Here is a 14,008-nt window from a genome sequence, read left to right as displayed (position 1 = left end):
GAGCGTGGTCGGTAGGGTGGGCTCGTGCATCAGCTCGACGTGGTGGGCGTCCGCGTAGAGATGCCGAACAATCAGCCGATCGTGCTCCTGCGGGAGGTCGACGGCGAGCGCTATCTGCCCATCTGGATCGGTGCGGTCGAGGCGACCGCGATCGCCTTCGCCCAGCAGGGCGTCGTCCCGGCCCGGCCGCTGACCCACGACCTCGTCCGCGACCTGCTCGAGGCGCTGCACCAGTCGTTGCGGGAAGTCCGGATCACCGAGCTGAAGGATGCGGTGTTCTATGCCCTGCTGGTCTTCGACTCCGGGGTCGAGGTGAGCGCGCGGCCCTCGGACGCGATCGCTATCGCGTTGCGGACCGGTACGCCGATCTACGGCGCCGACAGCGTGCTGTCGGAGGCCGGCATCGAGATCCCGGACGAGCAGGAGGACGAGGTCGAACGCTTCCGGGAGTTCCTCGACCAGATCTCGCCGGACGACTTCGACACCGAGCCGCCCACCGCGCCGCCGGCTGCTGGTGGACCCGCCGAAGAAGGCCCGCCCGGCAGCTGACCGGGCGCTCGTTCCGAAACGATCAACCTCGACCTCGCCTGAAGATCGACCGGAGCCAGGACCGTCGCCGTACGCAACGACGACCGGCGTGTCGGAGCGCACAGCGTTGACGCCCGTAGGGGCACGGCCTAGCGTCCGGAACGAAACGTCGCCGGTGTAACTTCGGCCAGCCCCCTTCCCCGGGTGGCCGCGTCGGCGAGTTCGATCGGAGGCGGTCGTGACGGGCACCAACGGGATCCAGGACCCGGGTGAAGGCGCACCCGGGATCGACCCGGAGGCGGTGACCCGGGCGGCCGAGCAGGGGCTGCTCTTTCCGGACGACGTGGTGCGGCCGCTGCCGCGCGACATCGGTTACCGCGGGCCGGTGGCCTGCAAGGCGGCGGGGATCTCGTACCGCCAGCTGGACTACTGGGCCCGCACCGGACTGGTCGAACCGACCGTCCGGCCGGCTTCGGGCTCGGGTACGCAGCGGCTGTACGGCTTCCGCGACATCCTCGTGCTGCGCATCGTCAAGCGGCTCATCGACACCGGGGTGTCGCTGGCCAACATCCGGGCCGCGGTCACCCACCTCGAGGCTCGCGCCGGCGACGACCTGGCGCGGATGACGTTGATGAGCGACGGCGCCACCATCTACGAGTGCCGCTCGTCCGACGAGGTCATCGACCTGGTTCGCGGCGGTCAGGGTGTCTTCGGCATCGCGGTGGGCAGCGTCTGGCGTGAGGTCGAAGGGACGCTGGCGACGCTACCGGGGGAGCGGGCCGACGGCGGCCGCCCCGAGGCAGACGGTGCCGACGAGCTCGCCGCGCGCCGGGCCCGCCGCCGTACCGGCTGACCAGCCGAACAGGCTGAGGTTCGTCGCGCCGTCCCAGCGGAGCTGGAACCAGCCGAACTGGAACCAGCCGAACTGGAACCAGCTGAACAGGCTGACCGGCGGCTGCCGGAGTGCGTTACGGTCGTCCCGCTGACTGAACCCGCGCGGGAGAGACCCGGCCGAGCCACGGCCGGGCGCCGAAGGAGCAACCACTCCCCGGAACCTCTCAGGCGAAAGGACCGCGCGGGCGAGGCACCTCTGGAAAGCGGGTCGACCGACCCCACCGCCGGTGCAAGCCGGGGTACGACGTACCCGGTGAAGCTCTCAGGTCGCGACCGCGTCGCGGGCCACAGAGGGGGAGTAGGCACTGCCGGGTCGCCGGCTGCCTCCTCCCTCGACCCTGCCCGGAGCGCCTCGTGAGCAGCAATCCAGCCGTCCCCGCCGAGGCAGTCACGCCGTCCACCGGACGCGCGCCGGGCAACCCGGATCACGTCCCCGGCGGCGGCGCCGGGCGCCGGCTGCGTGACCTCGGCGATGACGGCCGCTTCGTCGACCGGCACATCGGCCCCGACGACGACGCCGTCGCGGCGATGCTGGCCCGGCTGGGGTACGACGACTTGCCGGCCCTGGTCGCCCAGGCCGTACCGGACACCATCCGGTGGCCGGGCGACCTGGCGCTCCCGCCGGCCGGCAGCGAGCCGGTCGTGCTCGCCGAACTGCGCGCCCTGGCCGACCGCAACGCGGTCCGGGTGCAGATGATCGGCCTGGGTTACCACGACACGGTGACGCCGCCGGTGATCCGGCGCGGGGTGCTGGAGAACCCGGCCTGGTACACCGCGTACACGCCGTACCAGCCGGAGATCTCGCAGGGTCGGCTCGAGGCGCTGCTGAACTTCCAGACCCTCGTCGAGGACCTCACCGGACTCCCGGTCGCCGGGGCCAGCCTGCTCGACGAGCCGACCGCTGCCGCCGAGGCCATGGCGCTGCTGCGCCGGTCGGTCCGCGGCGGCGGTTCGGCGTTCCTGGTCGACGCCGACACCCACCCGCAGACGATCGCGGTGCTGCGGACCCGGGCCGAGCCGGTCGGTATCGACGTCGTCGTGGCCGACCTGAGCGCCGGCCTGTCCGCCGACGTCGATGCGTTCGGGGTGCTGCTGTCGTACCCGGGGTCGTCCGGCGTGGTGCGCGACCTGCGGCCGGTGGTGCAGGCCGCCCATGAGCGGGGCGCCCTGGTGGCCGTGGCGACCGACCTGCTGGCGCTGACCCTGCTCACCCCGCCCGGAGAGCTCGGCGCCGACGTCGCGGTGGGCTCGTCGCAGCGGCTCGGCGTACCGCTGGGCTTCGGTGGGCCGCACGCCGGGTTCATGTCGGTGCGCGCTGGACTGGAGCGGTCGCTGCCCGGCCGGCTGGTCGGGGTGAGCCTGGACGCCGACGGGCGCCCGGCGTACCGGCTGGCGCTGCAGACCCGCGAGCAGCACATCCGCCGGGAGAAGGCGACCAGCAACATCTGCACCGCGCAGGTCCTGCTGGCGGTGCTGGCCTCGTCGTACGCCGTCTACCACGGGCCTGCCGGACTGGCCCGCATCGCGACCCGGGTGCACCGCAGCGCCGCGGTCCTCGCCGCGGGCCTGGCCGGGATCGGGGTGCGCGTGCCGGCGACCGGCTACTTCGACACCGTGCACGCCGGCGTCCCGCAGCAGGCCGCGCAGGTCGTGGCGGCCGCCGACCGCCGGGGCGTAAACCTCCGCCTGGTCGACGACAGCACGGTGGGCATCAGCTGCGACGAGGTGACCTCGCCGGACCACCTCGTGGCGGTGTGGTCGGCGTTCGCCGAGGTGGTCGGCGGCAGCGTGCCCGACGTGGACGCGCTGGACGCGAGCACCGCGGACGCCCTGCCGGCGGCGCTGCTGCGCTCGACGCCGTACCTGGCCCACCCGGTGTTCGGTACGCACCACAGCGAGACGGCCATGTTGCGCTACCTGCGTCGGCTGGCGGATCGGGACGTCGCGCTCGACCGCGCCATGATCCCGCTCGGGTCGTGCACGATGAAGCTGAACGCGACCACGGAGATGGAGCCGGTGTCGTGGCCCGGCTTCGCCGGGATCCACCCGTTCGTGCCGATCGAGCAGGCCGCCGGCTACGTCGAACTCATCGGCGACCTGGAGAACTGGCTGGCCGAGGTAACCGGGTACGACGCGGTCAGCGTGGCGCCCAACGCCGGCTCGCAGGGGGAGTTCGCCGGGCTGCTGGCGATCCGCGGGTACCTGCGGGACCAGGGGCAGGGCCATCGCGACGTCTGCCTGATCCCCAGCAGTGCGCACGGCACGAACGCCGCGAGCGCGGTCATGGCCGGGATGCGCGTCGTCGTGGTCGCCTGCCTGCCCAACGGCGACGTCGATATCGCCGACCTGCGCCGGCAGTTGGCCGCCCATCGCGACGACGTGGCCGCTCTGATGGTCACCTACCCGTCCACTCATGGCGTGTTCGAGGAGGACATCACCGACGTCTGTGCCCTCGTGCACGACGCAGGCGGCCAGGTGTACGTCGACGGCGCGAACCTCAACGCCCTGGTCGGGTTGGCCAAGCCCGGCCGGTTCGGCGCGGACGTCAGCCACCTGAACCTGCACAAGACGTTCTGTATCCCGCACGGTGGCGGGGGGCCCGGCGTCGGACCGGTCGCCGTGCGCGCGCACCTCGGGCCGTACTTGCCCAGTCATCCGATGCGGCCCGAGGCGGGACCTGCCGGCCGCGGGTACGCCGAAGGAGGGGTGGGCCCGGTGAGTGGTGCCCCGTGGGGCAGCGCCGGGATCCTGCCGATCCCGTGGGCGTACGTGCGGCTGATGGGAGCCGCCGGGCTGACCCGGGCCACGCAGGTCGCCATCCTGTCGGCGAACTACATCGCGCACCGGTTGGCCGAGCACTATCCGATGCTGTTCGCCGGTGCCAACGGGCTGGTCGCCCACGAGTGCATCGTGGATCTGCGGCCGCTCACCAAGGCGACCGGAGTGACGGTGGACGACGTGGCCAAGCGCCTCATCGACTACGGCTTCCACGCTCCGACCGTGTCGTTCCCGGTGGCCGGCACCCTCATGATCGAACCCACCGAGAGCGAGGATCTGGCCGAGTTGGATCGCTTCTGCGACGCGATGATCGCGATCCGCGAGGAGATCCGGCAGGTCGAGGCCGGCCAGTGGGCGGTCGAGGACAGCCCGCTGCGGCACGCACCGCACACCGCCGGCTGCCTCGCCGGCCCGTGGCAGCGGTCGTACTCCCGCGAGCTGGCGGCGTACCCCTCGCCGGGGATGCGCGACAGCAAGTACTGGCCGCCGGTACGGCGGATCGACGGCGCGTACGGCGACCGGAACCTGGTGTGCGCCTGCCCGCCGCCGGAGGCGTTCGCCGAGCCGGCCGGGGTCGGCAGCCGCAGCGGGTCGGGCTGAGCCCGCTGCGGCGGGTCGTGCCGGCAATGGTCCGAGGGCCGGTCAGGATCGCCGCGTGAGCATCACGCTGGCGGTCGTGGTCCTGGCCGCGGCAGTGCTGGTCGGCGGGCTGTCGCGGCGGTACGGGCTGCCCGCTCCGTTGGTGCTCGTGGGCACCGGCCTGGTCGTCACGCTGGTTCCCGCCGTACCTGAGGTGCCGCTGGAGCCGGACCTCGTCCTGTTCCTGGTGTTGCCGCCGCTGCTGTTCTCCGCGGCGCTGAGTTCCTCCTACGTCTCGCTGCGTGCCGACCTCCGCCCGATCCTGTCGCTGTCGGTGGGCCTGGTGGTGGTCGGCTGCGTCGTGGTGGGTGCGGTGCTGCACCTGCTGGTGCCCGGCATCCCATTGCCGGTGGCGTTCGCGTTCGGCGCGATCGTGGCGCCGACGGACGCGGTCGCGGCGACCGCGGTCGGGCGCAGCCTCGGCCTGCCGCGCCGTACCTTGACGATCCTGGAGGGGGAGAGCCTGCTCAACGATGCGACGGCGCTCACCTTGTACAAGGTCGCCGTCGGTGTCGCGATCGGTTCGGCCGCCTCCGTTGCCCAGGACATCGGCATCTTCGTCGCGGCCTCGGTCGGGGGAGTCGCGCTCGGACTGCTGCTGGGCTTCTTCATGCACGGTGTGCTGCGACGCATCGACGACCCGTTGCTGGAGAGCGCGACGGCGCTTGTCGTGCCGTTCGTGGCGTACAGCCTGGGCGAGGAGCTGCACACCTCCGGCGTGCTGGCCGTGGTGGTCTGCGGGTTGTACGTCGCGCATCGTGGCTACCGCGACATCTCGTTCTCCGGCCGGTTGCAGCTGGAGAGCATGTGGCGGCTCATCGCGTTCGTCCTGGAGTGCCTGGTCTTCCTGCTCATCGGACTGCAGTTCCAGACGACGCTGGCCGAGATGGCGGAGGTCGACGTCGGGCACGCCTTCGCGCTGTGTGCGGCGATGCTCGGCACCGTCATCGTGGTACGGATCGGCTACGTGTTCGGCTGGGCCTGGCTGAGCCGGCTGGTCGGGCGCCGCCGCTCGCAGTTCGACGGGCCGCGGCAGCTGACGGTGGTGTCGTGGGCCGGGATGCGCGGCGTGGTGTCGCTGGCGGCCGCGTTCGGGCTGCCGCAGCTGATGGCCGATGGTGTCCGGCTGCCCTATCGGGAGTTGGTGACCGTGCTCACTTTCTTCGTGGTCATCGGCACCTTGGCGCTGCAGGGCCTCACGCTGCCGCTGCTGATCCGCCGGCTCGGGCTCGGCCGGTCGGACACCGCCGCCCGGCGCAGGCTGCAGGCCGCAGCGGTGGAGACCGGCGTCCGGGCCGGACTGGCCCGGCTCGACGAGCTGGTCGCGCGGGGTGAGCCTGCCGCGGTTCCCGACGTGGTGGCCCGGTTGCGGGGGGACGCGGAGAGTCGTGCGGCGACGACGTGGGAGATGGTCGACGTGGACGCGCCGGGGCTGGTGCCCGCGGCCGCGTACCGGTCGTTGCGCCGCGACATGATTGCCGCAGAACGGGATGCGGTGCGGCAGTTGCGGGACGACGGCACCATCGACGACGACATGCTCCGCGACGTCTGGCGCGACCTGGACCTGGAGGAGGAGCTGCTGTCCCGGCAGTGAGCCGGCGCCACTCTGCCGGGGCTCGCCGACCACTGCACCCGCGAGGGTGGACACCGGGCGACCGTCAGGTCCGGCCGTCGAGTTCCTGCGCCTCGAAGAGGGCGGGCTGGACGGGGGAGCCGTCGACGCCGTCGGTACCGCCGTCCAGCCAGGTCGCGTGCACCGCGGTGAAGCCTGCGGCCCGCACGGCCCGGATCACCGCACTGTCGTCGTCCACCACCACGGTGACCCGGCCGTGGCGGGCGAGCGAGCGCAGCCGTTCCACCTTCGTCACGCGGGCCGGCCGCCGGTCGTCGCTGCGCCGCATGTGCACCGGACCGGGCGGCAAACCGTGACGGGCCAGCCACGCCTCGGTGTCGGTACGGCAGTTCTCCGGTCGTCCGGTCAGGTACACCACGGTGCGGCCGGCCGCCGCCAGCAGCCCCGCGAGTTCGGCACCTTCGGGCAGCAACGGGTCATCCGGGGCCGCGGCGAAGAACGCCGCCCAGTCCTTGGGGCGCCCGGCGACATGGTGGACGCGGTGGCTCACGTCGGCGAGAACTCCGTCGATATCGAGCACGGCATACGCCGGACCCGCGTCGTCGCCGGCGGTGACGAGGATGCTGCCGAGATCGCCGGCGTTGTCGTCCTGGTTGCCGGCGCGGCGGGTGCTGGTCGAGAGGTCGCCGGGTGGCTGCGGGGGATCGGGCCGGTACTCCACGACTATTGAAGTCCCGCGAGGAAAGCGTTGGTGCCCAAGGCAGAGAGCACATCTTTGCTGGGGGCGACCTGGCTGATCTGCGGGAAGATCCGCGTCATGGCGAACTCGTGATCGGTGGCGTCGAGGCCAGTGCACAGGTCGGTCACGACGACCACCCGCAGCCCGAGTTCCCATGCCACACGGACGGTCGACTCGACCACGTAGTTCGTGGCGATCCCCCCGGTGATCATCGTGGTGATGCCGCGCCGGCGGAGTTGGAGTTCGAGGTCGGAGCCGTAGAAGGCGCTCCATTGGCGTTTCGTGACGACGATGTCGGTGTCCCGGCGCAGGTCCGCGGGCACCTCGTCCCAGCCGGCGGGCAGTTCGCGGGGGAGTGACCCGGGGCGGTCGGCCACCACCGGTTGCCAGTCGCCGCGGTCGTCGGCGAACCGGGTACGGACCCAGATCACCGGGAGACCCTTGCCGCGCGCCGCCGTCGTCAGGGTCCCGGCCGTGGCCAGCACGTCGTCCGCGGTCCGTGGGGTCAGCGGCAGGCGGGTGGTCAGGCCCTGCAGGTCCAGCAGCACCAGCGCGCTGCTGGCTGGGTCGATCTCGAGGTCGGGCACGGCGCCTCCCGGCTGACGGCTGACGGCTGACGGCGAAGAGCACCACCCTGCCAGCCGGGGTGCACGACAGGGCGACCGCACGGCCGAGGTCGGGCCGTGTGGTGCGATGTCAGGCCGGGGCCGGGCCACGGTGCCCCGGCGCGCCGGGGCCGGGCCACGGTGCGGCGGCACGCGGCGGTCGGGCTGCCGCCTGGGCGGCCATATCGGCGGAATGCCAGCGGGGGACCGCCTGTTGCCCAGCGCATGGCGACCATCGGCTTCATCGGCAGCGGCAAGATCGGCGGGACGGTAGCGGCACTGGCGGTGGCCGCCGGCTACGACGTCGTCCTGAGCAACTCGCGGGGTCCGCAGACCCTGGAGGAGCTGGTCGGTCGACTGGGGCCCGCGGCGCGGGCGGGGACGGTCGCGGAGGCCGCCAGCGCCGGCGACCTCGTCCTTTTGTCCGTGCCGCTCAAGGCATATCGAGCCGCACCGCCGGACGCGCTGGCCGGCCGCGTCGTGATCGACACCGGCAACTATTACCCGCAGCGCGACGGGCAGATCGCGGCTCTCGACGACGGGAGCACGACGTCCAGCGCCCTGGTTCAGCAGCAGCTGGCGGCCTCGGCGGTGGTCAAGGCCTTCAACAACATCCAGTTCGAACGGCTGCGAGACCTTGCCCGCCCGGGTACGCCGCAGCCCGGCTCCGCGACAGCGCCGCAGTCCGGCACCGCGGCGTCGCAGTCCGGCACCGCGGCGTCGCAGTCCGGCACCGCGGCGTCGCAGTCCGGCACCGCGGCGTCGCAGTCCAGCATCGCGTCGGCGCCGCAGCGGGCGGCGCTGCCGATCGCTGCCGACGACGACCGCGCCGCCCAGCAGGTAGCCGACTTCCTCGACACCATCGGCTACGACGCCGTGCGCTACGGCGGGCTGGCCGACAGTTGGCGGCAGGAACCGCAGACGCCCGTCTACGGGACGCCGTACCACGGCACGGACCCCGCAGCGATTCCCGCCGCAGCCACCGCAGCGGCGATTCTGGCTGCCGTGCAGGCGGCCACTCGCTGACCCGGATGCCGTGCCAGCGGCCGGACTGCACGGACCGCCGCCACGGGCGCGGCGGTCGGATTGACGGGCTGCCACCACCGTGCCGGGGGCCGGAGCGCACGGGCCCGCCGCCACGGGTGCAGGCGGCAGTAGCCTCGCCGGATGCGACCGCTGGTGTACTCGATCAACGTGAGCGTGGACGGCTGTTGCGACCACCGGGCCATTCCGGCGGACGAGGCCCTGCATCGCTACGCCGCCGATAGCCTGCAGCGCGCGGACGCGCTGCTGTTCGGCCGCGTGATTTACCAGATGATGGAAGAGGCGTGGCGCCCGCCGGCAGCCGAGGTCGGCCGCCCCGAGTGGATGGAGCCGTTCGCCCGCGCGATCAGCGCGACCAAGAAGCACGTCGTATCGACCACGCTGGACCACGTCGACTGGAACGCCGAACTAGTGCGGGGGGATCTGGGCGACGCGGTCAGGCGACTGAAACAGGAGCCGGGCCAAGGACTTTTCGTTTCCGGCATCACGCTGCCACTGGCGCTGGCCGAGCTTCAGCTGATCGACGAGTACGAGTTCATCGTGCACCCCCGGGTGGTCGGTCACGGGCCGACGCCGTTCGCGGGCCTGTCGCAGTACGTGGATCTGAGACTCGTCGAGCGGCTGGAACTGGGTTCCGGTGCCGTCGCCCTGCGCTACCACCCGAAGGACGCTGCCTAGACCCCAGGAGAGGACCGCTCCAGGCGGCACCTGACATAATATCTATTATCGGCGAACAGGTAAAGCTGTGCTCCGAGGGGTCCGCAAGGAGGAATTGCCGCGCCGTCCGGCGGTTGCACGGCGCCAATGGCTGAGCCGACCGTCGGTTACGGCCGCGACCGATCCGCGTTGGCCTCGCTGGACGTCTCACCGGCGGCGACGAGTCGCTCCATGAAGCGATGAAACTGCTGGATCTCGGCCTCCGAGAAGTCTGAGGCGAGTTCAGCGAAGATCGCCTCCTGCCATTCGTGTGCCGCCTGGACCAGTGCTGCGCCATCGGGAGTGACGTCGAGCAGCTTCTGCCGGGAGTCGCTCGGTGAGGAGATCTTGCGGAGATACCCACGTTCGACGGCTTGCGTGACGAACCGGCTCGCGCCGGACTGGTCGATTCCGAGCTGCTCAGCAACGCCGTTGACGGTCGGTCTGCCTCGGTCCCGAAGGGCTTGGACAGCTTCGGTCACCATCACGTCACGGCCGTGTGCCAAGCGTTCGGGATCAACGACGTGGCCGGCAACGATCGATCGTCTGGACCAGTAGCGCACGAAGCGAAACAACGCCTGGCCCGGTCCGTCGTGCGCTGACGTTGTACTTCCGCCCATGGCTCCATCATATGCGATGCGCATGTATGATGCATGCGAAGCGCATAGAACTAGCACGAGAGCGGTGACCTGATGACCGTCGACAGGCCAAGGCAGCCCGCCAGGCAACCGCCCGGTTTGTCGCCCAGCGCGTCGGGTCAGTCGCCCGCCCGACGCGAATTGGCCTTCGTCGCGCTGCTCCTCGGGATGTTGCTCGCCCAACTCGATGGCAACATTGTGGTCGCAGCACTTCCGTCCATCGCCGCCGACGTGAACGCCGGAACGACGGTCGCGGGCGTGCTGGCCGCGTACCTCCTCACGGTGACTGTGACGACACCCGTGGCCGGCAAGCTCGGCGATGTGGTGGGACGGCGGCTGGTGTTCGTTGGGTCCATTCTGGTCTTCGCCACAGGGTCGTTGGCGTGTGCGTTGTCCGACTCCATGCTTGCGCTGATCCTGGCCAGGGCGGTGCAGGGCATCGGTGGATCGGGGCTGGTCGTCACTGCGATCAGCTCGCTGGGCGAACTGTTCGACAAGAGCGAATTGGTTCGTCGGCAGATCTGGCTCACAGCCATCATGGCCATCTCCGCCTTGGCGGGTCCCCCGTTGGGTGGGTTCGTCGCGACGGTCTGGGGTTGGCCGGCCATCTTTTTCATCAACCTTCCCGTCTGCGTCGTTGCACTCGCGATCGGCGCCCGGGGCCTGCCCGCCACGGCTGCTCGATCCAGCCTGCGAAATTTCGACGTGGCGGGCACGGCACTGATCGCCGTTGTCGCCTCGGCCATCGTCGTGCTGGGCTCCTTCGACGGTTTGGGATCCTCGCCGGTCTGGGCACCGGGCCTGGTCACCCTTGCCGTGGCGGGGACCGTGGCGTTCGTCGCTCGCGAGCGTCACGCCTCCGATCCGCTGATCCCGCCGGAGCTGTTCGCCTCCGCGGTCCTGACGAAGGCGATCACGGCCACCGGACTCAGTGGCATCGCGCTGTTCGGTACGTTCGCGTTCATCCCACTGGCCGTCATCGCCGGCACGGGGTACGGCACGGCCGCCGTCAGTGCCATGCTCATTGCCCTCACGGGCGGACAACTCGCTGTCACTGCGACGTTCTCGGTCGTCGCGCGCCGCTATCCGCGCATGGTGCCGTGGGGACGCCTCGGCCTGGCTATCGGCGTAGTCGGCCTCGGGCTGATGGCCGTGGTGCCGCTCCTGTCCGAACGCTCCCCCGCAGTTGTCGTGGCGCTCACGCTCGTGGGCCTCGCCCTATCCGGCGCTGCGCTCGCCCTGTCCATGCAGGCGTTCACCCTCTTGGGGCTGACCACCGCTCCACGCACACATCTGGGTTCCGCGATGGCCACGCTCACCTTCGTCCGCCAACTCGGCGGGTCCATCGGCTCCGCTGCTTTCGGCTGGCTTCTCATCACGTTGCCCACATCGCCGACCGCGCTCAGCGTGGTTCTGGGGCTCGCGGCTCTCGCACTCGTCGTCGGACTCGCCCTGGCTCCCGGTCGCGCCGATGAATCGGAGCCGAGTCCGGCCTGATCGCGCGCGATCCTCGGCTCGATATCCATTGCAGCGCAATGGTCTCCAGTTGCCGAGCCGACCTGCGGATGCTATCGGTGCAGTTCCTGGCTGAGCTGGTGTGCGAGGTCCACGGAGGCCTCGATCTCGGCCCGGCGGATCGACACGCTCTCCACGTTGATCCCGAACGGGACAGCCATCCGGCGGCAGTATCCGATCAGGTCACGAGCCGCACTGAGCGCGTGTGCGTACGACTCCTGCAGCGTGTCGTCGGCATGGCGCAGGTCGTTGGCGATCCAGCGGGGTACGTCGACACCGAGCCAGCCGAGGAACTCCAGCGTCTTCAGTGATCCGCACACCGAGAAGGTGAACACGATCGGTACGGGTTCGAGGCCTCGCGCCGTGCATTCCTCGCGGTAATCCGAGACGAGGTTCTTCGCCGCGTTGACGTCGTAGACGACCTGCGTGACGAAGAACGAGCACCCGGCCTCCTGCTTGGCGATGAGGCGCCGATGTTCCTCGCCTCGGCGGGTGTGCCGCTCGGGGATCGCGACCCCGCCGAGCCGCAGGTCGGGTCGGGTCTGCGCCCACAGCTGCTGAGCGCGCGCGAGCGAGGTCGCCGGCCGGGTATGCCGGGACGAGGCGCCCACGAACACCGTCAGGACGCGGTCGGCGTCCTGGGCTGCCAACCAGGCCCGCAGCTGGTCTTCGTCGTACTTGCCAACGGCCCGGTACACCACGACCGGCGTGTCCCAGTCCGCCAGGTACTCGGCCTGGAACGTCGCCGGGTCGATCGTCGGCAGGAAGGGAAACGGTCGCTGCGTCGGATTGCGAGTGCTCTCGTCGTCGATGTCGTACAGGACCAGCCCGTCCAGGCTCAGCGGGGCCAGCCGCTGCAGGGTCGCCTCGGCGATCTGCCGAGCCCGCTCGGCGGTGACCGTGGCCCGAGGCGGCGTCACGGCGAACAGCAGCAGCTCGCTCCCCCGGGCCGTGATCCGGCGTGCCAACTCCATGCGGCGAAAAGTAGCTGACGGCAGGTCGATCTCCGGCGCGGCGAGACCGGTGCCGGATCCCGCCCGGCGATCGGCGCGCTACGGCGCTGTCTCCGGCTTGTTACTGGCCGGGAACCTGGGGAACACCAGGCGCGTCGGAGCCGTTGAACACAACGTCGAACCAGCCGGCGTTCACGCGCCGGTCGGCATCGGCAAGGGGTCGGCATCGCCGGTCGGCACCGGCCGCGACGGCAGGGCTCGACCGCACGGTTCGAGGACGTGGCGTGACGAAGGGGTCTGGTGACCATGGGTGAGGGTGCTCTGCGTGGCACGCGCCTCGGCGCGACCAGCTACGAGAACGACGACCACGTCGAGTTGGCGTCGCGCCAGCTCGTGACGTACGACTGCCCGCACGGCCACAGCATCTCGCTCCCGTTCTCCCTCGAGGCTGAGATCCCGCCGGTGTGGGAATGTCGGTGTGGCGCCCAAGCCGTGCTCCGCAACGGTGAACAGCCAGCAGCCAAGCCAGCCCGGGCGGTCCGTACCCATTGGGACATGCTGTTGGAGCGACGCTCGGTCGAGGACCTGGAAGTCCTTCTCGCCGAACGGCTCGACGTCCTGCACGCGCAGCGTGGTCACACTCACGGGCGCAAGTCAGCCTGAGCTTCCCCGACGCCACGGCCTCGTCCACCCCGGACGGGGCCGTGACGGCATTACGGGGGTCCTAGGCCGTTACGCGGGGTCGTAGGCCGGGCCGGCAGCTGCCCGGGGCGGCTCAGCGTCCGAGCGACGGCGGCGTACCGTCGTCGGGCCGTTGGGGCGGCCGCGACGAGGGCGATCCCGGCGGCGGCTGGTCGTCGACGACCTGGCCCGGGATGACGTCGCCGCGCACCACGCGGGTCTGGGCGGCGCCGTCGGTCCCGGTGACCCGGATGATCGACAGGCCCCGGGCCGCCAGCCGGCGCCCGATCCACAGTCCCCCGGTGAGCCGGATCAGTGCCCGGGTCGGCGGCAGGATCAGCAGCAGCCCGATCACATCGGTGAGGAAGCCCGGGAACGCCAGCAGCAGGCCGCCGAGGAAGACCAGCCCACTGTCGCCGACCCGGCCCGCCGGCATCCGGCCGCCGGTGGTGGCCGCCTGCCGGAGCGACTGCATCGCCGACGAGCCGGCCCACCGCATCACCAGAATCCCGAGCACGAAGCCGAGGACCAGCAGCGCGAACATCCACAACCAGCCGATGGCGCTGGCGACCCACACCGCGACCAGGATCTCGATGACCGGCCACGCGATGAACAGCACAGCGATGACGGCGCCCACGACTCAGGTCCTGTCCACTTCGTCGACCCCTACACGAGCCAGCCCCGGGACACGGTTCGGACCCGGGCGACCGCCGTCAGTGCGGCCA

The 14,008-nt window shown here is 71.2% G+C and carries 13 protein-coding genes and 1 riboswitch; of the genes, 8 read left to right on the top strand and 5 right to left on the bottom strand.

Annotated elements, in window-relative coordinates; translation table 11 throughout:
* Positions 1–24 precede the first annotated feature (24 nt).
* The 4 genes from EPO13_07465 (at position 25) to EPO13_07450 (ending at position 6,433) form a co-directional block, all read left to right on the top strand.
* The gene (locus EPO13_07465) at positions 25–549 is read left to right on the top strand and encodes a bifunctional nuclease family protein (protein ID TAK69683.1); all 525 of its coding nucleotides are present in this window, start codon (positions 25–27) and stop codon (positions 547–549) included.
* A 235-nt stretch (positions 550–784) separates the two neighbouring features.
* Positions 785–1,381: a MerR family transcriptional regulator gene (locus EPO13_07460; protein TAK69778.1), complete on the top strand. Its 597-nt coding sequence runs from the start codon at positions 785–787 to the stop codon at positions 1,379–1,381.
* Positions 1,382–1,515: 134 nt separating this feature from the next.
* Positions 1,516–1,612: riboswitch (glycine riboswitch) on the top strand.
* Positions 1,613–1,878: 266 nt separating this feature from the next.
* Positions 1,879–4,800 (top strand): glycine dehydrogenase (aminomethyl-transferring), encoded by a 2,922-nt coding sequence (gcvP, locus tag EPO13_07455; GenBank protein ID TAK69777.1) that lies wholly within the window; start codon positions 1,879–1,881, stop codon positions 4,798–4,800.
* Positions 4,801–4,867: 67 nt separating this feature from the next.
* Positions 4,868–6,433, top strand: a complete 1,566-nt coding sequence (locus tag EPO13_07450) for a Na+/H+ antiporter (protein ID TAK69776.1) — start codon at positions 4,868–4,870, stop codon at positions 6,431–6,433.
* Positions 6,434–6,497: 64 nt separating this feature from the next.
* Here EPO13_07450 and EPO13_07445 read toward each other — a convergent pair whose 3' ends face one another.
* Positions 6,498–7,034, bottom strand: coding sequence for a hypothetical protein (locus EPO13_07445; protein TAK69775.1), 537 nt, complete (start codon positions 7,032–7,034; stop codon positions 6,498–6,500).
* Positions 7,035–7,135: 101 nt separating this feature from the next.
* Positions 7,136–8,089, bottom strand: coding sequence for an isochorismatase family protein (locus EPO13_07440; GenBank protein ID TAK69774.1), 954 nt, complete (start codon positions 8,087–8,089; stop codon positions 7,136–7,138).
* Between EPO13_07440 and EPO13_07435 the strand changes: the two genes are divergently transcribed.
* Both EPO13_07435 and EPO13_07430 read left to right on the top strand, forming a co-directional pair.
* Entirely contained in the window at positions 7,982–8,782 is an 801-nt protein-coding gene (locus EPO13_07435; protein ID TAK69682.1) for an NADP oxidoreductase, read from the top strand. The two genes, EPO13_07440 and EPO13_07435, sit on opposite strands and share 108 nt — an antisense overlap.
* 141 nt (positions 8,783–8,923) lie before the next feature.
* A complete protein-coding gene (locus EPO13_07430) occupies positions 8,924–9,478 on the top strand; it encodes a deaminase (GenBank protein ID TAK69681.1) in 555 nt (184 codons plus the stop codon).
* Between the two features lie 146 nt (positions 9,479–9,624).
* On the opposite strand, the gene EPO13_07425 is transcribed toward EPO13_07430, so the two are convergent.
* Complete coding sequence (locus tag EPO13_07425) at positions 9,625–10,116, bottom strand: MarR family transcriptional regulator (protein ID TAK69680.1); 492 nt, start codon at positions 10,114–10,116, stop codon at positions 9,625–9,627.
* A gap of 186 nt (positions 10,117–10,302) precedes the next feature.
* Here EPO13_07425 and EPO13_07420 point away from each other — a divergent pair, with 186 nt between their 5' ends.
* A complete protein-coding gene (locus EPO13_07420; protein ID TAK69773.1) occupies positions 10,303–11,631 on the top strand; it encodes an MFS transporter in 1,329 nt (442 codons plus the stop codon).
* 71 nt (positions 11,632–11,702) lie between these two features.
* Here EPO13_07420 and EPO13_07415 read toward each other — a convergent pair whose 3' ends face one another.
* On the bottom strand, positions 11,703–12,623 hold the full coding sequence (locus EPO13_07415) for a 5,10-methylenetetrahydrofolate reductase (GenBank protein TAK69679.1): 921 nt from the start codon (positions 12,621–12,623) through the stop codon (positions 11,703–11,705).
* A gap of 285 nt (positions 12,624–12,908) precedes the next feature.
* Here EPO13_07415 and EPO13_07410 point away from each other — a divergent pair, with 285 nt between their 5' ends.
* Positions 12,909–13,265 (top strand): RNA polymerase-binding protein RbpA, encoded by a 357-nt coding sequence (locus EPO13_07410; GenBank protein ID TAK69772.1) that lies wholly within the window; start codon positions 12,909–12,911, stop codon positions 13,263–13,265.
* A 112-nt stretch (positions 13,266–13,377) separates the two neighbouring features.
* Here the strand turns inward: EPO13_07410 and EPO13_07405 are convergent, their stop codons facing one another.
* Entirely contained in the window at positions 13,378–13,920 is a 543-nt protein-coding gene (locus EPO13_07405) for an FxsA family protein (GenBank protein ID TAK69678.1), read from the bottom strand.
* Between the last annotated feature and the right edge of the window lie 88 nt (positions 13,921–14,008).

This window comes from Actinomycetota bacterium (assembly GCA_004297305.1).
Classification (GTDB): domain Bacteria; phylum Actinomycetota; class Actinomycetes; order S36-B12; family FW305-bin1; genus FW305-bin1.
The sequence above is the reverse complement of the archived record's forward strand: the minus strand, read 5'-3'. Positions and strand labels throughout refer to the sequence as shown.

Bases quoted from the DNA above. Each gene is read 5' to 3' on its own strand.
- EPO13_07410 (TAK69772.1), top strand. From the start codon at position 12,909: ATGGGTGAGGGTGCTCTGCGTGGCACGCGCCTCGGCGCGACCAGCTAC.
- EPO13_07420 (TAK69773.1), top strand. From the start codon at position 10,303: ATGTTGCTCGCCCAACTCGATGGCAACATTGTGGTCGCAGCACTTCCG.
- EPO13_07415 (TAK69679.1), bottom strand. From the start codon at position 12,623: ATGGAGTTGGCACGCCGGATCACGGCCCGGGGGAGCGAGCTGCTGCTG.
- EPO13_07435 (TAK69682.1), top strand. From the start codon at position 7,982: ATGGCGACCATCGGCTTCATCGGCAGCGGCAAGATCGGCGGGACGGTA.
- EPO13_07425 (TAK69680.1), bottom strand. From the start codon at position 10,116: ATGGGCGGAAGTACAACGTCAGCGCACGACGGACCGGGCCAGGCGTTG.
- EPO13_07430 (TAK69681.1), top strand. From the start codon at position 8,924: ATGCGACCGCTGGTGTACTCGATCAACGTGAGCGTGGACGGCTGTTGC.